Below are 20,667 nucleotides of genomic sequence, written 5' to 3' on the forward strand. Positions count from 1 at the left end.
TCAAGAGAATAATTGTTGATATAACTTACTTAATGGCTGATATATATAGGAAATACCATCAAGTGGATTAGGAACAGGAATGTGGAAGCGGTATAAAGTAATGATCGTCATTGCAACTGCCCATACACAGGCATAGACGATCAGATCCTTCCACAACCCTGTGCTGTGTAATTTCTTAATTCCTAAACCCGCCCATATCAGTAGAGCAGTAAAAGAAATAGCCCACATGAATTACCCCTCCACATCCTTTTGGTAGGAATCGACGATGGTTCCTGTTCGTTTGACTTTTACAGTAGTCTTCACTTCCGTTTCTACCTCAGGAAAAATGTTGTCCCATTCATTCTTTATTGATTTCCAATAGGTTTTATCTTCCCGGTGTATCAGGTCGCCAAATCCGAGTACGTCGCTCTGTAAGTCTTGCTGAAGTACCTGGATGGTCCGTTTAGCAAGAGTTGTCACATGTTCCTCGAATTGTTTTTCTACCTGACGGATGGTTGCTGTTTTGGATAAATCCAGTTGGCATTCTACTTCAGCTATGCCTGCTTCTATCTGGATATTGATGGATACTCTCGGCTGATTACTGGTGATGGCAGCTTCCAGCTTACTAGTCGAATCAAATACTTCTAACGTAATCCCGCCCTTTTCGTCATTGTCACAAGGCGCGTATTCAGCCGTGTTTTTGACGTTATCGGTAATATAGTTATAACCTTTGCTTTGGTTTTCATTTAGCCAGCCGACGAGGTGGTCTTTTCTGAAAACTGCCAGTCCATCAATTGCGAAATTGGCAGGGGAATCGACCTGTTCGACGTTAGTCAGATGATTCCCCTGCTCAGGATCACCAATGATTCTTATACCAGATAGTGTTGGGTTGTTCCCTTCCGAAAGCATTGCATTTAGCACATCACCGATTTTTACCGCTTCGATAGGGGCCCAACTATCCTCCCCGCTTTTAATCGAAGAAAAAGCCTTTTCTGCCGGGATTCGTTCTAAGGGTGTTAAGATTTTCATTAACTCTTCTGCTTCCACTCCTTGAGCGACAGTCAAATGAAAATCCGTCCTCATTTCATGATCCCGAGATAAAAAATCAAGCGTTTTTCCGATTCCTTCTTTCGCCATTTCCTCCCCTAACACGATTTCCCGGACATGAGACAAGTAGACTCGCCGCGGAGCAAGCGTCATCAGCTTTCTAATCGTTTCGAAAATAGAATTTCCAACAGCGGTATAAGTGGAAACAGCTGTACGAGTGGTCATCTCCTTCGAAGCAACCTCGCTCGGGTTGATCACCTGGACCGTCACTTTATACTGTTCTTCCTGTCGGTCAATCCCAATTGCTGTGACAATCCCTATTTCATTTAATTCTCGCTTGCTCCAGCAGCCGGATAATAAAAGAGCGCATAAACTTAACAACGCCAGTTTCAGTAATATGGTTCGTTTCATTTTTGTTTCTTCCTTTTCTTCCGTCTAGAACGCTTGGGAGGTTTCGGCGCCTCCACATCTTCACGAGTTATGTTCTGCTGGGTGACCAGGCGCGGCCGGGTAGTGAGTTTCCACCGTGGAAACCGGAGAATGGCATCTTTCTGGTCTGATACTATGAATGGTGCCATTGGCGTGAGGTAAGGAACCCCGAAAGAACGCAGGCTTGCCAGGTGCAGGGTCAAAATGATCAAACCAAGGAGTATTCCGAACAGCCCGAGTGTAGCCGCCAGAATCATAAACCCAAAACGGAGCATCCGGATTGAAATCGCAAAGTTAAAGCTGGGAGAAACAAAGCTCGAAATCGCTGTCAACGACACGACAATAACCATGGCTGACGATACGATGCCAGCTTCAACCGCTGCCTGTCCAAGTACCAATGCTCCAACAATAGAAATTGCGGAACCCACTGCCTTCGGAAGGCGCACCCCCGCTTCTCTTAGGATTTCAAACGTGATTTCCATCAATAAGGCTTCGACAAAAGCAGGAAATGGCACACCTTCCCTTTGGGCCGATAAACTGACCAGCAACGATGTTGGAATCATTTCCTGATGATAAGTAGTCAAAGCGATATAGGCAGATGGCGTTAGCAAAGCTAGAAAGAAGGCCAAATAACGAATCAAACGGATGAGTGTTGAGAAGTCAGCCCGCTGGAAGTAATCTTCTGCTGACTGAAAAAAATTCACGAATAAGGCCGGAACAAGCAGAACGAATGGCGATCCATCCACAATGATGGCAATCCTTCCTTCAAGGAGGCCGCCTGCAATGGTGTCTGGACGTTCACTGTTATACACCGTTGGGAAAGGGGTATACGTTTCATCCTGAATCAATTCTTCTACATAGCCGCTATCTAAAATGGCATCAATATCAATCTTGTTTAAACGGTGAGTTACTTCCTTAACGACTTTTTCATCAGCTACCCCATGCAGGTAAACGACCGCAACATCTGTCTTACTTTTAGTTCCAATCGGCTTGGTACTAATCCAGAGGTTTGGATCTTTAATTCTTCTCCTCAGGAGAGCCGTGTTGGTCCGTAAATTCTCCGTAAACCCTTCCTTCGGTCCACGTACAACCGACTGAGTCGACGGCTCCTCGACGGATCTTGACTCCCACTCCCTCGTATCAATCGCCATCGCCTCACTGGAACCATCCAGCATGACGACGGTATCTCCGGATAAAACATGGTTGAACAGTTTTTCTGTGGTGTCGATATCGGTGATGTTTCCGCCTGTCATCGCAAAGTCTTTGATAAGTTGATAATTATCTTTTTCTATCGTATCAAGAGGGGTCTGCCTGATTTGCACCATTAACGTATCCAGCACAAAATCGTGAACAATCGTGTCGTTCACAAGTCCGGAAGTATAAAGGACGGCGATATCGATGGAGCCAGTCTGCCCCGCTTTGAACGTACGGATAACGATGTCGGTACTTTCGCCAAGCGTCTGCTTGAATTGCTCGAGATTATTCTGAAGAGTTTTATCAAGCTTTTTACTGGAAGTTTGCTCCTCGGGGGTTTGGCGTTTACGACGGGAAAATCTTGACATGATAAGCAACCCCTACATTATTAGTTCTAGTTTCTCTCTCACCATCCTTACCATCTTTTTATAAAGCTATACTATAAACTAGTAATAACCATATCCTGTAAATTGATAGAAAAGCGCATAAAAAAAATGCCCTGCAGAGGAGGGCATCAGGTTACCTTTTTTAATGGCCAGAGAAGAACTCGCCGTGAATAAGCATAATGATAAACGGGTTCGCCAGAGAAGGAAGACGGAGGCAGGAAAGAGGTGAGGGTTTCCGTGTCGATGTTAGCGGAAGCGTCCTGGACTTCCCAGGGAAGGTGATGGATGTCGCCTTGTATTAACCCGTTCCCCTTCTTTTGCCAAAATACGTAGCGTTCCAGCAGCCAATGGGGAAGATTTCCTTGTTCAGGCGAGTAAGTCTTCGAGACAGGATGGTAGCTTCCCTCGAAGTCTCCTGTTGCTGCTTTTTTTCGTATGCTCCGGTAATTGTAATGACCGGCTGTTTTTTTCATTTCCATATCCGCGTAATAGTAAGGCAGGGAGAAAGTTTTTGCTCCAAGAACGGCCGGCAGCAGGTTCGCATCTAAACTGAAAAAATAGACACCTGGCTGTCCATGGTATTTCACATACGTCCGGACATTCAGTTCTAAATAAGAACGCAAAAAAGGAATTTCCGGCATCCCCCTGGCATGCATCCCAGTCACTTCAAACGGGACAATACTGATCCATGCCTCACCGTCATACGTATCAAGCTCCAATTGCTGCGGCAGCAACGGTTCGATTTTTTGTTTGGTGATGGGTACATGCATAAAAAGCAGATGGCCCCACTTCTGAGTCAGCAGCCACGGCCGGGCAGGGAGAGGAGTCTCGCGATGGCTCGTCTGTTGCAAAATATCCTGATACATGCCTATCATCCTTTCTGGAAAGCTTTTCTATCCACTACCCGAATAATGAATAGTATCAAACAGAGTGAAGTGTGCTACGGAATTCGGACCGATTAAATGAGCGACATTTCCCGTTAAAATACCGTCACACGTTTTATATCATCCTTTTTTCCCAAATCTGCCAAATCATGTTTATCATTATGGCCAAGGTGCAATGAAAAGAATAACACCCCAAGAAACTAAACTAATTCAGGAGGTATGATCAACATGGCAAATAACAAGCATAAAACAGGCGAAAAAGCACCAGAAGGCGGCACGTACAAAGTAGAAAGTCTCGTGAATGGCGGGGACGCCAGCAAGGATGATACATCTATTAAATTAGAAAAAGGTGAACAGTTCCCTCCTTCTACTGAAACAGGCGAAGCAGCTTATTGGACAAAAACTTCATAATCTATAGTCAGGCAGCCTCCTGGATTTCAGGAAGGCTGCTTTATTATTTAGCAGGTAATGGTAAAATATAGATAATTTTAACAGGGAGGGACTGTCTATGAGCAACCTGACAACTCGGGAGCGTGTATTGGTTTTGAAAAGCGTACTCGAAAAATATACAGATGATGAAAATGAACTGACATTAAGTGAAATTGCCGACCATCTGCATAAAGAATTCGACCAAAACTACGATTTTAATAAACGTTTAATCAAAGAAGACCTCAACACGTTCGAAGCCTCCAACGTCATCGATCTGATCGTCAACCAGGAAATGAACGGCAAGCCGAAGTATTACAGCTTTCAGAACCGGCTGTTTGAAATTCAGGAGCTTCGCCTTTTGAGTGACGCCGTTGTTTCCGCAAGATTCATTACGAAAAAGGAAAAAGAGCTGCTGATCGATAAAATTAAACAGCTGACCAGCGAGAATCTCGCCGCCAAACTGGAGAACCAGATACATATCGACCACGAAACGGCACACAGCCAGTCCAGCAAGGTGAAATATGCCATTTACAATATGCATAACGCCATCAATGATCATAAAGCGATCAAATTCCAATACGGCCGCTACAACGTAAAAAAAGAATTTGTCCTGAGCAGAAACGGCAAAACCTATCACCTGCACCCATATTCTTTAGTATGGAACCGTGACTATTACTATTTGATCGGCTGGTCGCCGGAACATAAGGACCTCCGTCACTTCCGTATCGACAGGATCGTCAAGCTGCAGATTACCGACGAAGTATTTGAGCAGCGGGAAGATTTCGACGTTTCGCAGTACACTCACCAGCTCTTTCACATGTTCACGGGTACAGAACAATGGATCGAAATCAAATTCGCCGATCATCTGATCAACGTCATTGTCGACCGGTTCGGTAAAAATGTTCCCATCAAAGAAGGTGATGACGGCTATTTCACATTGAAAACAAAAGCGGTGCTAAGCGATGGCCTCGTCGGCTGGCTCCTGACATGGGGAAGCAGCGCGGAAGTGATCGCCCCGCCAGAGCTGAAGGATAAAATTAAAGCGGAATCAGAGAAAATGTATAAGCTATACCATTAAAAGGAGGCTCTTATGAAGAGGCTCTTTTTTTATGCCCTTTCACCCTTTCGTTTTTTTGTGAGGGTCTGTTGCTTGTGCGGTGATACGATTTATTTACAGTAAATCAACATAAAGCTTAACGAAAAGGAGCGTGTCAGGAATGGCTAAAGAAAAAGTAAAGAAAAGCATTTTAAAACGTTGGTGGTTTTGGGTGGTCGCCGTTATTATCATAATTGCTGTCGCCGGTGGGGGAGAAGAAGGAGATACGGAAGCACAAGTGGATGAAAACCCTGCCACAGAGGCAAATGCCGAAAAACCGGCTGAGGAATCTGTGGAAGATGAGAATGAATCGTCTGAAACAAAGGAATCCGAAGAGCCAGAAGTAGAGGAGACAGCAGCCGAGGAAGAAGTAGAAGAAGAAATTTCTGAACCTGAGCCAGAAACTTATTCTAGTGGAATGTACGAAGTTGGGACCGAAATTGAACCGGGGATATATTACAATCCAGATGGCAGCATCTATGCTGAAAGATTAGGAGGGTTCAGCGGTGAACTCGACGATATCATTGCAAATGCGAATCCAGATGGACCATATTATATGGAAATTAAAGATTCTGATGCGGCCGTTAGTTTTGGGAATGGCGGCTGGAGATTATTTGATGATGTTGAAAAAGAGCGACATGAAATCAAGAAGTCATTTTCAAGTGGAATCTATGTAGTTGGTATAGATATTGAGCCGGGCAAGTACAAACTTGAAGGAGACGGCATCTACTGGGCAAGACTAAGTGGCGTAAGCCTGGAATTGAACGATATCATATCTAACGGTAACCCTAGTGGAGGAAGTGCTATTGTAGAGGTTTCACCTAATGACTTTGCTTTTGAAGTCAGCGGCGGTGAATGGACCAAAGTAGAATAATTGGTACATCAAAAAAGGGAGCTTCTCCAATAAGGGAAGCTCCCTTAAATCATTAGTTTCGATTAGCAATTGTTTCTTTCACTCGTTCACTTTGCTTTCCGGAAAGGAATGGATCCGGAATGTGCGGGCGGTCGACATCAAATGGAATCGCAGGTGCAACGCTTGGCTGGCCAAGCTGTCCCCACATTCTTTCTTTTGATCCATCGAACGTTCCGGTGGATACAGTACCCATCGGGATCCCGTTGATCTCCGCCTGTGAGTCGATCCAGTAGGTACTGTCCGGGCCATCCTGGTCTTCGGATAACTTAATCAAAGTCTGGGAGTCAATTTTTCCTGTGGCCTGTTCCATCAGGTCGGTGGCACGACTCAATCGTTCTTCAGTCGATACATACCAGCTCCAGTCGTTATCTTTCAGGTTATCCCTATCCAAAGCTTCATATTGTTCCATACCGTCCAGAATATAATGGTTGGTATGTACCATCACGTCATCTTCTACCCATTGAACAGCGGTTGCTGTATGAGTCGCTTCGACGAATGCCGCATCGTCACTATCGGCAATCCCATAGTTGGAGCCTGATGAACGTTGGATTTCTTCGATAAAAGCGACAGCATCAGCTGCATCTTCTGTATTTTCTAACGCGAGTCGGATGACATCAAGGTTCCCATAACCTGGGCCACGGTCCCATGTATCCAGAACGTTGTTCCCAACGGAAACACCATGTTCATTGATTCCCATTGCGATACCGGTATAGCCCGCGCTTGTGATACCGATGAATTTCTCTCCATCTTCCGGTTCCACTTGAACGACCACTTGCGCCGCTCCACGCATGGCATCGCGGTTTTTATGGTAAAAAGCGTTGCCCGATTTTGTCGCATCGCCACTGGCTAAGACAGTGGTGCATCCTTCTGCAAGGACTTCTTCTCCTAAAGCATTAAACGCAAGCAAGTCATCATAGCTCACACCAGTGCTTTCTGCCATCGCTTTCAGCTGATCGATCTGTTGTGGGTTTTCATTGCTTAAAAATTCTTCGTACGTTGCTGCGGTTTCAGCATAGTCCATGTCCAGCTGGATAGTTGCAGCCGTCTGCTTGAATAAAGTAACATTCTGCTGGATTTCTTCTTTTGCAAGTTTGCCATACTGCTGTCCGATTTCCTTGGCATTTCCTTTCAGATAGATGGTCGGATCTTCGTTAGCTTCCGCTCCATCCCCGCCGAATGGAAAAGCAGTCAGCATAAGTACCAAGGCTATCGCTAACATTTTCATAAAGCCTTTCATCTCACCAGTCCCTTCCTGTGAATGTATAATCTATTCTAGTGGTTAATTGGAGAGATGGAAGGCTTCTGGTACAAAATCTACCAATCGTTCTATAAAGATAGTACTTTTTTAGGGAGGGTTTGGTTTGCCTGTCCAGTAAAGGGGAGGAGTGTCTAGATTGCCGTGTGCCCTGTCTAGTAAAATTTGAAGAATGTCTAGTAAATCCTCGAAAGTGTCGAATAAAGCTTTGAAAATGTCCAGTAACCAAGGACCGCTGTCTAGTAACGAACAGGTATTGTCCAGTATCCTGGCACCTATGTAAAAACGCCATGTCCCTTGCTGGAGACATGGCGGCCATTATAAATATTTTTATTTAAACCAGCCTTTTTCCTTAAAACGGGAAATCGCCTCAATCCGGTTGCCGACTTCGAGCTTTTCCAAAATTACAGAAATGTAATTACGGACGGTACCGGGAGTGATGTACAGTTGCTTTGAGATTTCTTTCGTGTTTTTTCCGTCAGCCATCAGCTGGATGACTTGCTTCTCCCGTTCGGTCAGCGGATTGTCCTCGCTGTAAGCGAGGTCTACGAGTTCCGGTGCATAGATGCGCTGGCCGTCCATGATCTTCCGGATCGAGGCTGCCAGTTCTTCACTTGGGCTGTCTTTCAACAAGTATCCGCTGACTCCGGCTTTCTGAGCCCGGGCGAAATAACCCGAACGGGCAAATGTTGTCAGGATGATGATTTTGCACGGATGGTCTCTCAGTTCTTCGGCGGCATCAAGGCCGGTTTTCAGTGGCATTTCAATATCCATGATACAGACATCAGGGTCATGTTTTTTCACGAGTTCGCACGCTTCTTCACCATTGCTGGCACTGCCGATGACTTCCATATCTTCTTCAAGATCGAGCAGCGAACCAAGTGCTCCTAACAGCATGCGTTGATCTTCGGCTATGACAATGCGAATCATACCGATTCCTCCTGTTTGGTTGATTGGATAATGTTTGGCACTTCGATATAAAGTCTGGTGCCACCCCCTGCTGGAGAGGATACTTCCAAGATTCCATTGACAAATTCCAGGCGCTCTCTCATGCCTTGCAGGCCGTGTCCATGCGTGCCGGCTTTTTCCTTAGCAATGCCGGTACCGTTATCTTCCACGGCCACCATTGTCTTTTCCTTCGACTGCTGGACATGGATGCGACAAACCGTCGCTTGACTATGTTTGACGACATTTGTGCATGCTTCTTTCAGACTCATGCTCATCACGTTTTCGACTAATGGGGGAGCATGCTTCAAGTGGGTATCACCTTCAAGCTGGAATTCTATTTGGGCTGCCTCCAGTAACTGCTGGACACGGATGATTTCTTCTTCAAGCTTGGCACCTTTCATATTCGCCACCATTTCCCGTACTTCCTTCAAGGCGGTCCGTGCCGTCTGGTTGATATCATGGATTTCTTTTTTGGCGGCTTCCGGTTTCGCCTCCAACAGCTTCCCGGCTAAATCGCTTTTCAATCCGATCAAAGAAAGCTTTTGCCCCAGAGTATCATGTAAATCCCGGGCAATACGCTCTCGTTCTTCAATTACCCGCAGCTGGGAGATACGTTTGTTGGCATCTTCCAGTTGTCCTTCGAGGGCGATTCTTTTGTTTCGGTAGTATATCGTAAACGGAAGCAAAATGACCCCAAGCACACTGATGATAATAAATGGCAGGTGAGGAAACAGGGATTCATTTTTGATAATGAAAACGAACGTCGTCGTCGCTACAGTCGTAGTGAGATGAACAATATATAAGGTTAGAAAACCTGCTTTACTCCGGATATTCCCGATGAAAAATGCGAGAAACAGTGCGAAGTAAATATAGCCGAACAGGATCGTCATCACAATGCTGATCGCCATCTCGATACTGACCCAGACATAGACCATCCAGTTATCGGAAATGAACGATAACCGATAGGCAAGGAAAAATAGCAGTACCATGAGAATGCCTAACACGATATCCAAAGCGGAAGACGACCGGAAAATGAAAAAGAATGGCAGACCACAAAAGATGATCCAGACATAGATGCTGAGTCCTGTGTTTTTCGGGATGATATGATACCAGTTCTGCATAGTGGCCTCCTTGTTGTCTTGCTTATCTTTATTGTACAAGAAAACACCCATTCCATGCTGTATGAATGGGTGTGTTTAGATTATTTTTGCTGGAATCCCGGCTGCTTAGTCGCCAGTTTAGCAGCTTGCGGTTTTTTCATGCGCTGCTTCACTTCTTTAAAGCTGACGAATGTCTTATTCTCTTCATCATACAAACGGAAGCGGAGGGATTCTAAACTCGAAGCCATCGTAATTGTCGTCGCCTTCTGAAGCGGCGGTGTTGACTCATGCGCTTCTTCGAGATGATAGTTAGGCACTCTCGGACTTAAGTGGTGGACGTGATGGTAGCCGATGCTTCCGGAAATCCACTCCAGCACTTTCGGAAGTTTGTAATAGGAACTGCCATCGACAGCTGCCTTGACGAAGTCCCATTCACTTTCCTCTTCAAAGTAGGAATCCTCAAATTGGTGCTGTACGTAAAATAACCAAATGCCAAGTGCGCCTGCTACATATAGAACGGGAAGCTGGATTAACAAAAATGCCTGCCAGCCGACTGCCCAAATCAACATCGAATAGAGAACAACCACCGATACGTTGGTCAAGTACGTATTCCTGCGTTCTTTTTTCTTGGCATCTTTACGGTTGAACCGGTTGGTGATCAAGAACAAGTAAAGCGGTCCAAGGCCAAACATGACGAGCGGGTTACGGTAAAAACGGTAAGCGAGACGCTCCCACGTTCCGGCTTTTTTATATTCTTCCACGGTCATGACCCAGATATCTCCGGTACCGCGCTTATCGAGATTGCCGCTGGTCGCGTGGTGGATCGCGTGCTCCCTCTTCCATTTTTCAAAAGGAAACAGCGTCAAAATCCCGGTGATGGTGCCGACAATCCGGTTCGCTTTATTACTTTTGAAAAACGATTGGTGGGTACAGTCATGAAAAATGATGAATAACCGTACGACAAACCCGCCTGCCATCACAGAAAGGGCAAGTGTCAGCCAAACCGACACGGACAGACTCTGGTATGCAAGAAACCATAGTAGGAAAAGCGGCGCCATTGTGTTAATCAGCTGCCGAACCCCAACCATTGTATCCGGTTTAGCAAAGGCAGAAACTTTCTTTTTCAGTTGCGCTTGTTTTTTTTGATCAGTCATGGAATTAACTCCTTAATGGTTCATAGTAATATGGCTTTCAATTACGCCATCCCTATCATAAAAAAATACTGTCATGGATGTAAGACATAAACGTCAGGTAGCCTATATGACAAATGTCATATAATCTACCCCGGGTCCTCCAGATTCTGGAGGACCCGGGGTGTTCGGGTACCCATACAATTTTTAGATAGGGTGGAGGACTCGTGCAGTGCTATTCTCTAATTACCATTTACAATAGAGGAGTGTTAAGCATGAGCAAGTCTGTAAGTTTTACCCACGCCCTTCAGTACCCGTATGTGCCGACGACCGGCAAAGATTCCTTGTACCTTTTGCTGGAGCTGACCGCAGATGATGTAAAAGAATCGAACCGTTCCCCGATTAATCTGTCGGTTGTATTGGACCGGAGCGGGTCGATGACAGGAAAACCCCTGGAATACTGTAAAGAAGCAAGCAAGTTCGTTGTAAATCAGCTTTCTGATCAGGATTTGATGAATATGGTTGTCTTCGACGGAGAGGTGGACACTCTCTTTGATGCACAGCCAGTCACCCATAAAGATGGCTTGAAAACCACCATCGACGCAATCGAAACACGGGGAATAACTAATTTGAGCGGAGGATTAATCCAGGGCTGTCAGAACGTGCTCCAGCAGCCGGTCGACGACTATGTCAACCGGGTTCTGCTGCTCTCAGATGGTGTAGCTAATGCCGGAATCACAGACATCGACCAGCTTAAATATATTACAGAAGACTACAACACAGCCGGGGCCGTTATGACCACTATGGGTGTCAGCGAGCACTTTGACGAAGAATTATTGGAGACAATTGCAGATGCAGGCAAGGGTACCTTTTATTTTATTGACAAGGTTGAAGCAATCCCGGACATTTTTGCCAAAGAATTAGAGGGGCTTCTATCTGTTGTCAGCCAAAATGTAACCCTGACGCTAAATCCCGCTGAGGGAGTGAGCATTAAAAGTGTGCTCGGTTACGAAGCCCGTGAAACAGCTGGTGGGGTGGAAATCAAACTGGGCGATTTCTATGCGAAGGAAATGAAATCGCTTTTGATTGAATGTGCTGTCCCGCCAGGCAGGGAAGGAGAGGCAGAGGTGATGCAAGTCGCAGGTTCATTAATCGACGTCACGGAGAGAGCAAAACCGCAATCCTTCGTTCATCCTGTCTCTGTTATCTATACGAAAGACCTCGAAAAATTGACGCAATCCAGTGATCCTGAGGTAGATAAACAGGTGCAAATAACTAAGTCTGCCCAAACGTTGGAGCAGGCGTTGCAATTATTCGATGAAGGAGATTTTGAAGAAGGCAAGAATCTATTATATAGCAACATCTCCCATATGGAAGATATGGCCAACGAACTGGGAGATGAGGAGCTATTAGTAGAATCGGCAGTCATGAAAGAGAAGCTTGCTGATTTCGATTATTCCAAGCAGACAAGAAAGGAACTCCATGCTGAGAAATACCGGCAGATGAAGCGAAGAAAGCGGGATTAAGGTGAGATTATTCTGGGGGCCGATCGACCGGTTCCCGCAGTCAGGAGGGAAACAGGTGACATTTACCAATCAACAAAAGGAAGCCCTGTTAGCTGTTACGACCGATCGGCACCAGCTTCATAAAATTCTGGCCAGGGTGAAGACCAACAAAAATGCCCTCAGGAACAATGAGAAAACCTATTATGACGAAGACAAGGATCGACAGAGTCGGACAGCATACTATCAGTGCATCGATTTTGCTGATCCGGATACCTTAAGAAAACTCGAGAATCTGCTGGAACAAACACACACCAATCCAGTGAGATATGATCCTGGTGAATATGTCTATCCATGGGTGGACCTGCGTCCGGACGGAGACCTGAAAAGTATTTATTCCGGGGAAAAGCGCGAGGTGGAAGATGTGATCCGGGAAGACTATGAAACTTCGATCAAGCGCAAACAGGTCCTGGAACAAGTGTCAGGTAAAGGTGCGGCCAAAGCTCAATTGATACAAATCGCAAGCCAGCTGAAATTTAATTGTGAACACACCGTCCCGCAATCCTGGTATGATGCCAAAGAGCCGATGCGAGGCGATATCCATCAGCTATTCACGTGTGATCCTTTGTGCAACTCGATCAGAAGCAACTACCCTTATCATGATTTTGAAAATTACAATCCAGGCTCCATCGACACCGAACGTATCGAAGAATCCTGTGGTAAAGCAGAAAATGAATTATTTGAACCGGAATACGCCAAAGGCACTGTCGCCAGGGCGATGCTATACTTTTTGCTTCGCTACCCGGACAAAATCGAACCAGCCTATCGAAAGAAGATTGATGTTGCCCTGTTGTATGATTGGCACAGTAACTTTCCACCGACGATTTACGAACGTCATCGTAACGAGGCGATCCAGGGAATCCAGGGTAACCGTAATCCTTATATTGACTTTCCTGAAGAAATGATGAAATTTAGTTAAAGATGATGCGTTATGGAATAGGGGGTTGGTAATGAAACTTAACATTCTAGCAGGAATTTTAATTGGTTTTTCTATTGCATTTCTAATAAAAGGGGTATGGACGGGTGATTTTGACTGGGGATGGTGGATAACTATGCTTATCGGAGGAACCATAGGAGGATTGATCATTACCATACTCGTTAGATATAAGGAAAACGGTAGTAAATAGTAAGAGGTACAAAAAACTCCGGGCAAGGATTTTTGCCCGGAGCGTTTTCATTTACGTTGACCTGGTTTAATCATTTTGTATTTGGTATAACTCCACCAGGCTGCCACGACTATGGCCAGAACCACGGTGACGATAAATAATAGGCCGTTCCCTTCACCGATGGCTTTCAGGACGATGGCCAGTACGGCTAATAAAAGGGAGACTGTCTGGAGTACGGTTGCTTTTCTTTCTAAAGCTTTTGTATTCTTCATTATACTAACTCCTTGTATAAACACTTCCTGCGTTATTGTAGCACAATCATGTTACTTCCATTGTTTCATAGGAAACAATGATTCTATTTTTCACCCTTCACTTCTTTCACAACTTCCTGACCAAAGTGCCCGAGTTTTCCTTCGCTGTATGAGCGCATGACTTCTGGTGCCAGTGAACGCCACGCTCTATCTTTATATTTTACAGGCAGGCTTCTTTTTTCAAATTGCTCTTCTATTTCTACAGCTGCTTTTACTGCATGATAGGTAGCAAGTTTATTGACCTGGATGACGACTTCCTCGCTGTCTTTTTCTATAGTCCCGACTGCTTTAAACATATCGATCACTGAATCAGGTAATGTTTGCTCACTGATGAATAAGCCGTTTCCGTGTTCCTTTAAGTCAGTTGCATGTCCCATGAATTTTAAGCCTGCAATGTGCAAATCAGGAAACTCTTTCTTGACTTCGTTTGTCATTAAGGAAGTCGCCATATTAATATAGCATGTCTTCGAATCCTCCCTTTGGGAAAGGAAAGGTATAATTTTATTTGCAGGAAGCGCTAAAAACAATACGTCCAGTTCACTTATTTCTTTTTCCTCAATTTTAATTCCATTAGAATACTGAGTGATAAATTCTTCTGTTCTCCTGGTATTCGGGTGATATACGCCAATGGGGATTTGTTGCTCGGCCCATTGCTCCATCATTGCATTACCCAGTTTTCCTATTCCCGCTAAACCAACCTTAGGATTTGCCATTATTAAGCCTCCCTAAAATTTTTAATTCAAGTATTCATATTATAACAAGTGTGCCGAAAATATTATTAAAGAAATTTTTTTGAAAGAGTCTTATGTGGTTATATACACTGAATAATAAAATTGGAGGAATAAGATGAGAAGTTATAGTTTACAAGAACTAGCAAACTTGATAGATAGAAACCCTGTCGCGGTAGGGGAATGGTTTAATGAATTGGAACTAAATATAAACCATCATGTTTCGACAGCCCAAGGAGAAAGGGTTTTTGATGAACAAGATTTGAAGATAGCTGAGTATATTGCAGAAAAAAGGGACGAACGACTTCCTTTTGAAGAAATCTTTAAAATAATAGATGAGCTTTTTGTGCGTAAACCTCCTGTAGAAGATAAAAAGCAGCGGGCTAAGACTGAAGTGAATGTTGAGGAACCCTTTACTGGCTTAGGACGGGATCCAGAAACACTATTTTATGAGATTGCTCAGGATAATGAAGTTATTAAAATGTTTAAATATCATTCATTGCGAGTAATGTACATGGCCAGTATGCTGGCGAAACGAGTGAATTGCTATGATGAGGATTTGCGTATCGCTGCCATGCTTCATGATATAGGAAAAATGGGTCTATCTAAAAATATATTATTGAAGCCTGGTAAGTTGAGTGAATTAGAGTTTACCCTTATCCAAAGTCATTGTCACATCGGAAATGTTATTGTCCGAAAACATCTTGGTCTGACCAGAGCTGCAAAGTTTGTGCGCGACCATCATGAAAAGTGGGATGGGACAGGGTATCCAAGGAGATTGCTAGGGGATGAGATTACTGTTCAAGGCAGGATCATTTCTATTTGTGATGCCTTCGATACTATGACCATTGACCAAAGAAATTACAATAAGAAAACATTAGGTTATGAAGAGGCATTTCAGGAATTACAGCGTTGCGCCTGGACCCAATTTGACGGAAATCTGGTAAACTCTTTTGTTTCCATGATGCAGGACATTTCTATACCTGAGTATATGATCCAAAAAGAATAAAGGGAGACAGAAGTACAGATTAGTGATTTCCTTCTACATAATATTCGTACAGGAATTATGTCCTAAATTAGTAAGAAAAACGTTCTGTTTTTACATCTATCAAAAGGAAATGGTAGAAAAAGAACGAATTAAGGTGAATATTCTGAATTTATGAGGAGGAATTTCATTGACGAAAAAGAACAAACTCGCTTTACTGTGCAGTTCCGTCGTTCTGACAGCTGGTCTCGCTGCTCCAGTTTATGCCGACTCCCACGGGACGAATCCAGGTACACCGATCAACCAGGAGTATTCCATCAATGGGTTTATCAGTCATGAGGAATTGAGCAACAAACTGTTTCAAATTGAAAAGAGCAGCCAGGGTGTCGTCGATGTAGAGGTAGCCGGTTATTCAAACCAGAACCGTGAAATCTATACGGCGACTGTTGGAACAGGAGATAAAGTTCTATTGCTCCAAAGTGAAATTCACGGAAATGAAAAGACAGGAACGGCTGCGTTACTGAACATGCTGCAAAACATCGGTTCCAGTAATTCTCCTGAGATGAAGCAGCTGCGAGAAGAGGTTACGATCGTAGCGATGCCGATGGTCAACCCGGATGCAACGGAACTGAATCGCCGGGGGAATGATATGGCATGGGAAGATGTTGTGAAAGATTTTCCACAGCTTGAAGATGCTCAGCCTTCCTGGAACTACTATACTTATACGAATCAGTACTGGGATTATGCCTCCCAGCCAGGTTTTGACGTCAACCGTGACTTCAATCCTAACTTAGACTATGAGCCACAAGCGGTTGATTTTCCTGCTGATTCTACTCATCCGGGATGGTACATTACCCCCGAAGCTCAAACAGTGCGTGATGTCTACAAAGGTTTGATGGAAGAGCACGGGAAAGTGGATGTTTTCGTCGACCTTCACCACCAGGGTGAATATTATGTGGAAGGAAGCGATGACAAAGTCACCCTTTCGATTTCAGGTGACTTTATCCCTGATCCGAACAGTGAAGAAGGGGAAAAATATAGCGAGTATGCCGACACTTACGATTTCGAATTCTCCAGGCAGTTGAATGTGGCGGCTTACGATGCGCTGCAGGATCGAGGAGATTCACCGTTTGATAATATCACTCTGTACCCGCAGAACCTCAACCTTCCAGGAACTGCGCTCGGTTCGTTCGCCTTGAACGGAAGCGGTGCCGTACTGTTTGAAGTAACCGGCCAGACACAAAGCTATGGCCAAAAGAAACGGGGACAGCTGGTAAAAGCTGTGGAGCTCGGTGTTTATGGTATCATCGATCAGGTGGCCTCCGGAGACGTATATGAAATTGATGCTGATCGGTATTATGATATCCCGCTAACAGATCGCGACCAGGACTACGGCTTTTAATACGATAACAATAAAAAATACAGACCGCATTCCTGCTGGTCTGTATTTTTTACGTTTGCTCTTCTGATATATAGGTTTTTGTTTCACGTGGAACATTATATTGGAGAAGCTGCTTTACCAGCCCGTGAGAATCCTCGTCAACTAACGCCATTGTTCGGTGTTCCTCTGCCAAAAACCGCTCTTTGGCCATGTGATTGAACAATGCAACAAGCGGTTCATAATATTGATTGATATTATAGAGGCCGAACGGTTTGCGATGAAGTCCAAGCTGAGCCCAGGTGAAAATTTCGAAGAATTCTTCCATGGTTCCTGCTCCGCCGGGCATTACGATAAACCCATCGGCTAGCTCTGCCATCTTCGCTTTTCTTTCATGCATCGAATCCACGACAATCAGTTCGGATAACTGCTGGTGGGTATGTTCTTTTTCATCAAGAAAACCCGGCATGACTCCGATAGCCTGTCCATTTTCTTCAAGAACGGCGTTTGCAATGGCCCCCATCATGCCGACACTTGCTCCACCGTAGACAAGGGTGATGTTTTGTCTGGCCAATTCTTTCCCTAATGATTTCGCACCTTGTGCATATACATCGGATGCGCCCATACTAGCTCCGCAAAACACTGCAATCTTGTCCATTTACTCCCTCCTCTGATACAGCATCTTATATTATTCTTACACTAATTCTATGCGATAAAACCGTAAATCTTTCAAAAAAGAAAACTATTTTTGCTTTTGCGAGCCACTACCCAAGTTTAGCAGCTATGGAAAGTGGAATGGAATAGGAAGGTTGAAAAATTAATTTTAAGGAGGGCATTGGAATGCCTAATTTACAAGATAAAGTTGTCATTATTACTGGAGCTTCCAGCGGAATTGGTGAAGAAACCGCCAAAGAACTATCCTCGAAAGGCGCGAAGTTGGTCTTGGCCGCACGCCGCGAGGAACGGTTACAAGAATTGAGAGACAAGATCAACCAGGGTGGTGGAGAGGCCACTTACAAAGCTACCGATGTTACCAGTGCGGAGGAAATGGAACAATTAGCCCAACATGCGATTGAAGAATTTGGTCAGATTGATGCCCTGGTTAACAATGCCGGGCTGATGCCTCTATCCTTATTGAATAAACAAAAAGTGGACGAATGGGATAAAATGATCGACGTGAACATTCGCGGTGTACTATATGGTATTAACTCAGTACTTCCACATATGCGTGAACGGAAACAGGGACATATTATCAACCTTTCCTCTGTCGCAGGTCATGTTGTTTTCCCTGGAAGCTCCGTATACAGCGCCACCAAGTTTGCGGTCCGCGCGATTACAGATGGATTGCGGATGGAAGAATCGAAAAACAGTAACATCCGGGCAACTATCATTTCACCAGGTGCTGTCTCTACAGAGCTTACCTCTACGATTACCGATGATGATCTGAAGTCCGGTGTGGATGACCTTTATGACATGGCGATCCAGCCAGACAGCATCGCAAGAACGATTCGTTTTGCGCTCGAAGAACCAGCCGAAGTAGCAATCAACGAAATCGTCGTCCGCCCAACCGAACAGGAAATGTAAAGAATTAGCCACCCCGGGTTCTCCATATTTTGGAGAATCTGGGGTGCTTTTATGAAAAAAGTAGTATCATAGAAAGTAATGAAAAGGGGGAGTAAGATGTTTACTTTTAAAATCGATGAAGATATATCGTTGAAACTGCCAGAGGCTGCTGATGCCGATCGTGTATTTGAGCTGACGGATAACTCACGTAACCATTTGAGGGAATGGCTCGGATGGGTGGATATGACAAAGCGCGTGGAAGATACGAAAGCTTTCATACAGATAGCCAGAAAAGGGTACATAGAGAACAAAAGCCTGACCACTTTCATCCTTTATAAAGGAGAAATAGCAGGTACGGCTGGTTATAACGAAATCGATTGGACGAACAAGGTAGCTTACATCGGGTATTGGCTAGGAGAGGGATACCAGGGAAACGGCATCATGACAAGGGTCGCAAAAGCACTGACCGACTATGCCTTCATGGAGTTAAACCTGAACCGCGTCGATATCAAGGCAGCTTATGAGAATAAAAAAAGCCGGGCAGTTCCGGAGCGGCTGGGGTTTGTGGAAGAGGGAAGAATCCGACAGGCGGAATGGCTATATGATCATTATGTCGACCATATCGTTTATGGCATGCTGAAAGAAGAATGGAAAAGATGATGTAACCAAAATAATACCCCGGTTCCTCCAGAAATTGGAGGACCCGGGGTGAAAAACTTTCAACTATTATTGAAAGGATTTAACGCCTAGATAATGATCTTGCCAGTAGTCAATCGTAATGTCAGCTACTTCTACACCACCAGATCCAGCGTGGATCATTTTGTTGTCGCCGATATAGATACCGCTGTGAGAAGCTCCTTCTGTATCATACGTACCTTCGAAGAAGATGACGTCGCCGACACTTGGAGATTCTACGGTAGTCCCATTATTCAACCACATGTCACTTTCTTTTCTATCCAGCTCAACGCCTACTTGTGCGAATACATACTGGATGAACCCGCTGCTGTCAAAGCCGTCCGGGGTAGTTCCGCCCCAAACATAAGGTGTGCCGATGAGACTTTCTGCGATAGACACAACATCAGAAGATGAAGCTGCCTCTTCAGAAGAGGAATCCTCGGTAGCGTCATTCAAGGAAACCGTTTCTTCCTGAGCTTCTGTTTCTTCACTTTCCACATTTGCTGTTCCGTCAATCGCTGCCATCGTATCCGGTCCGGCAATTCCATCTACAGCAAGACCCTGGTCTGCCTGAAAGTCTTTAACAGCATCTTCTGTAATTGGACCAAAAATGCCGTCCAGGTTATATGTATAATAACCTAGTGCCTCCAGATCCGCCTGCAGTGCTTCTACCTCCTGGCCAGTGTCCCCATTATCTATATAAGATGTTTCTACCTGTGTTTCAGAAACATTGGAATCGTCCTGGGTAGGGTCAGCTTTTGCAAACGCCCCATCACTTAAAACGGGAATGAATGCCAGTGACGTAACCAAAGCGGACGAGACAAGATATTTCCTTACTGACAGTTTTGTGTTGTACATGAAATTCCTCCTAGAGAGTATTCGTGTTGTTGTAGCTTGTCGAAGCATGTCGCTTCCAAGCCAATACCTAGTCTAACAGATGAATACTGTAAAAAGGTTTCACTGACATTAAGCTGAGATAATAATAGTTTTACAAGAAATAAAAGGTAAAGGAACCATCTATGATATAGCCTTCCTGCAAAAGGAAAGCCACCCTGTTAATAGAGTGGCTGGAAAAATCTATTGCAGTCCAAAGGATTCCGGCATCAACGCGGCAATTACTTCTCCTTTAGAACAAAGCACATCACCGGCGTACAATTCTGTATGTACCTTGAATTTTTTAGGATGAACTTCCTCTACAGTACCCACAGCTTTCAACGGAACGTCGTGCGGTGTCGGCTTCAGGAATTTCACATCCAAGGAAGCTGTTACAAAACGCGGCGCTTTTGCACCGTCACCAGGCTCATGCCCATTCTTCCGATGTAAGGCTAAAGCAGCTGACCCTGTTCCATGACAGTCGATCAAGGAAGCGGTCAAACCGCCATAAACAAATCCGGGTACAGCAGTATGTTCCGGGCGGGGTGTGTAAATCGTCACTGTCTGATCTCCATTCCATCCCGTCCGGAAATGATGGCCTTCTTTGTTCAGCCTTCCGCATCCATAACACCAGGAAAAGTCGTCTGGATAAACATCCTGAATCGCATTTTCAACCTGTTCTGCCAATAGATTCGC

General features: G+C 44.7%; 23 protein-coding genes. 10 read left to right on the forward strand and 13 right to left on the reverse strand.

The features are described 5' to 3' along the window. The 4 genes from FHS45_RS11910 to FHS45_RS11925 all read right to left on the reverse strand — a co-directional run bounded on the left by FHS45_RS11910 (position 1) and on the right by FHS45_RS11925 (position 3,901). Positions 1 to 228 (reverse strand): hypothetical protein, encoded by a 228-nt coding sequence (locus tag FHS45_RS11910; RefSeq protein WP_062443299.1) that lies wholly within the window; start codon positions 226 to 228, stop codon positions 1 to 3. Positions 229 to 231: 3 nt separating this feature from the next. Further along, a complete protein-coding gene (locus tag FHS45_RS11915) occupies positions 232 to 1,437 on the reverse strand; it encodes a Ger(x)C family spore germination protein (protein ID WP_062443294.1) in 1,206 nt (401 codons plus the stop codon). After that, positions 1,434 to 3,017, reverse strand: coding sequence for a spore germination protein (locus FHS45_RS11920; RefSeq protein WP_062443289.1), 1,584 nt, complete (start codon positions 3,015 to 3,017; stop codon positions 1,434 to 1,436). Before FHS45_RS11920 ends, FHS45_RS11915 begins: the two co-directional genes overlap by 4 nt. Before the next feature lie 146 nt (positions 3,018 to 3,163). Then, positions 3,164 to 3,901, reverse strand: coding sequence for a YqjF family protein (locus tag FHS45_RS11925; protein ID WP_062443286.1), 738 nt, complete (start codon positions 3,899 to 3,901; stop codon positions 3,164 to 3,166). A gap of 246 nt (positions 3,902 to 4,147) precedes the next feature. Between FHS45_RS11925 and FHS45_RS11930 the strand changes: the two genes are divergently transcribed. The 3 genes from FHS45_RS11930 to FHS45_RS11940 all read left to right on the forward strand — a co-directional run bounded on the left by FHS45_RS11930 (position 4,148) and on the right by FHS45_RS11940 (position 6,318). Further along, positions 4,148 to 4,330 carry a YjzC family protein gene (locus tag FHS45_RS11930; protein ID WP_062443282.1) on the forward strand — a complete coding sequence of 61 codons (183 nt, stop codon included), beginning with the start codon at positions 4,148 to 4,150 and terminating at the stop codon, positions 4,328 to 4,330. 97 nt (positions 4,331 to 4,427) lie between these two features. Continuing rightward, positions 4,428 to 5,426, forward strand: a complete 999-nt coding sequence (locus FHS45_RS11935) for a helix-turn-helix transcriptional regulator (protein ID WP_062443279.1) — start codon at positions 4,428 to 4,430, stop codon at positions 5,424 to 5,426. 139 nt (positions 5,427 to 5,565) lie between these two features. Further along, positions 5,566 to 6,318: an Rv1352/Rv1906c domain-containing protein gene (locus FHS45_RS11940; protein WP_062443275.1), complete on the forward strand. Its 753-nt coding sequence runs from the start codon at positions 5,566 to 5,568 to the stop codon at positions 6,316 to 6,318. Between the two features lie 52 nt (positions 6,319 to 6,370). On the opposite strand, the gene FHS45_RS11945 is transcribed toward FHS45_RS11940, so the two are convergent. The 4 genes from FHS45_RS11945 to desA all read right to left on the reverse strand — a co-directional run bounded on the left by FHS45_RS11945 (position 6,371) and on the right by desA (position 10,814). Further along, on the reverse strand, positions 6,371 to 7,552 hold the full coding sequence (locus tag FHS45_RS11945) for a C45 family autoproteolytic acyltransferase/hydrolase (RefSeq protein WP_166761412.1): 1,182 nt from the start codon (positions 7,550 to 7,552) through the stop codon (positions 6,371 to 6,373). A gap of 390 nt (positions 7,553 to 7,942) precedes the next feature. Beyond that, entirely contained in the window at positions 7,943 to 8,542 is a 600-nt protein-coding gene (locus FHS45_RS11950; protein ID WP_062443269.1) for a response regulator transcription factor, read from the reverse strand. Then, positions 8,539 to 9,681, reverse strand: coding sequence for a sensor histidine kinase (locus FHS45_RS11955; RefSeq protein ID WP_062443264.1), 1,143 nt, complete (start codon positions 9,679 to 9,681; stop codon positions 8,539 to 8,541). Before FHS45_RS11955 ends, FHS45_RS11950 begins: the two co-directional genes overlap by 4 nt. Before the next feature lie 80 nt (positions 9,682 to 9,761). Further along, on the reverse strand, positions 9,762 to 10,814 hold the full coding sequence (desA, locus tag FHS45_RS11960) for a Delta(5) desaturase DesA (protein ID WP_062443260.1): 1,053 nt from the start codon (positions 10,812 to 10,814) through the stop codon (positions 9,762 to 9,764). A gap of 251 nt (positions 10,815 to 11,065) precedes the next feature. Between desA and FHS45_RS11965 the strand changes: the two genes are divergently transcribed. Genes FHS45_RS11965 through FHS45_RS11975 form a run of 3 tightly spaced genes read left to right on the forward strand, consistent with a single transcriptional unit; the run spans position 11,066 to position 13,479 of the window. After that, positions 11,066 to 12,316, forward strand: a complete 1,251-nt coding sequence (locus tag FHS45_RS11965) for a vWA domain-containing protein (RefSeq protein WP_062443257.1) — start codon at positions 11,066 to 11,068, stop codon at positions 12,314 to 12,316. A 1-nt stretch (position 12,317) separates the two neighbouring features. Further along, positions 12,318 to 13,271, forward strand: a complete 954-nt coding sequence (locus tag FHS45_RS11970) for an endonuclease I family protein (RefSeq protein ID WP_229717905.1) — start codon at positions 12,318 to 12,320, stop codon at positions 13,269 to 13,271. Between the two features lie 31 nt (positions 13,272 to 13,302). After that, complete coding sequence (locus tag FHS45_RS11975) at positions 13,303 to 13,479, forward strand: hypothetical protein (RefSeq protein ID WP_157620164.1); 177 nt, start codon at positions 13,303 to 13,305, stop codon at positions 13,477 to 13,479. A 47-nt stretch (positions 13,480 to 13,526) separates the two neighbouring features. Here the strand turns inward: FHS45_RS11975 and FHS45_RS11980 are convergent, their stop codons facing one another. Next, entirely contained in the window at positions 13,527 to 13,730 is a 204-nt protein-coding gene (locus FHS45_RS11980) for a hypothetical protein (protein WP_062443250.1), read from the reverse strand. Between the two features lie 83 nt (positions 13,731 to 13,813). Next, positions 13,814 to 14,482 carry an NAD(P)-binding domain-containing protein gene (locus tag FHS45_RS11985; protein WP_062443245.1) on the reverse strand — a complete coding sequence of 223 codons (669 nt, stop codon included), beginning with the start codon at positions 14,480 to 14,482 and terminating at the stop codon, positions 13,814 to 13,816. Positions 14,483 to 14,615: 133 nt separating this feature from the next. Between FHS45_RS11985 and FHS45_RS20215 the strand changes: the two genes are divergently transcribed. Next, positions 14,616 to 15,506: an HD-GYP domain-containing protein gene (locus tag FHS45_RS20215; protein WP_062443242.1), complete on the forward strand. Its 891-nt coding sequence runs from the start codon at positions 14,616 to 14,618 to the stop codon at positions 15,504 to 15,506. A gap of 166 nt (positions 15,507 to 15,672) precedes the next feature. Further along, positions 15,673 to 16,884, forward strand: coding sequence for a M14 family zinc carboxypeptidase (locus tag FHS45_RS11995; RefSeq protein ID WP_062443238.1), 1,212 nt, complete (start codon positions 15,673 to 15,675; stop codon positions 16,882 to 16,884). A 49-nt stretch (positions 16,885 to 16,933) separates the two neighbouring features. Here FHS45_RS11995 and FHS45_RS12000 read toward each other — a convergent pair whose 3' ends face one another. Then, positions 16,934 to 17,518 (reverse strand): LOG family protein, encoded by a 585-nt coding sequence (locus tag FHS45_RS12000; protein WP_062443234.1) that lies wholly within the window; start codon positions 17,516 to 17,518, stop codon positions 16,934 to 16,936. Between the two features lie 182 nt (positions 17,519 to 17,700). Here FHS45_RS12000 and FHS45_RS12005 point away from each other — a divergent pair, with 182 nt between their 5' ends. Both FHS45_RS12005 and FHS45_RS12010 read left to right on the forward strand, forming a co-directional pair. Continuing rightward, positions 17,701 to 18,444, forward strand: coding sequence for an SDR family oxidoreductase (locus tag FHS45_RS12005; protein ID WP_062443231.1), 744 nt, complete (start codon positions 17,701 to 17,703; stop codon positions 18,442 to 18,444). A gap of 96 nt (positions 18,445 to 18,540) precedes the next feature. Continuing rightward, positions 18,541 to 19,083, forward strand: coding sequence for a GNAT family N-acetyltransferase (locus tag FHS45_RS12010; RefSeq protein WP_062443228.1), 543 nt, complete (start codon positions 18,541 to 18,543; stop codon positions 19,081 to 19,083). A 66-nt stretch (positions 19,084 to 19,149) separates the two neighbouring features. Here FHS45_RS12010 and FHS45_RS12015 read toward each other — a convergent pair whose 3' ends face one another. Beyond that, on the reverse strand, positions 19,150 to 19,956 hold the full coding sequence (locus tag FHS45_RS12015; RefSeq protein ID WP_062443223.1) for a C40 family peptidase: 807 nt from the start codon (positions 19,954 to 19,956) through the stop codon (positions 19,150 to 19,152). A 219-nt stretch (positions 19,957 to 20,175) separates the two neighbouring features. Continuing rightward, entirely contained in the window at positions 20,176 to 20,658 is a 483-nt protein-coding gene (locus tag FHS45_RS12020) for a PaaI family thioesterase (protein ID WP_062443220.1), read from the reverse strand. Between the last annotated feature and the right edge of the window lie 9 nt (positions 20,659 to 20,667).

It is taken from the genome of Thalassobacillus devorans, assembly GCF_011761345.1.
Classification (GTDB): domain Bacteria; phylum Bacillota; class Bacilli; order Bacillales; family Halobacillaceae; genus Thalassobacillus; species Thalassobacillus devorans.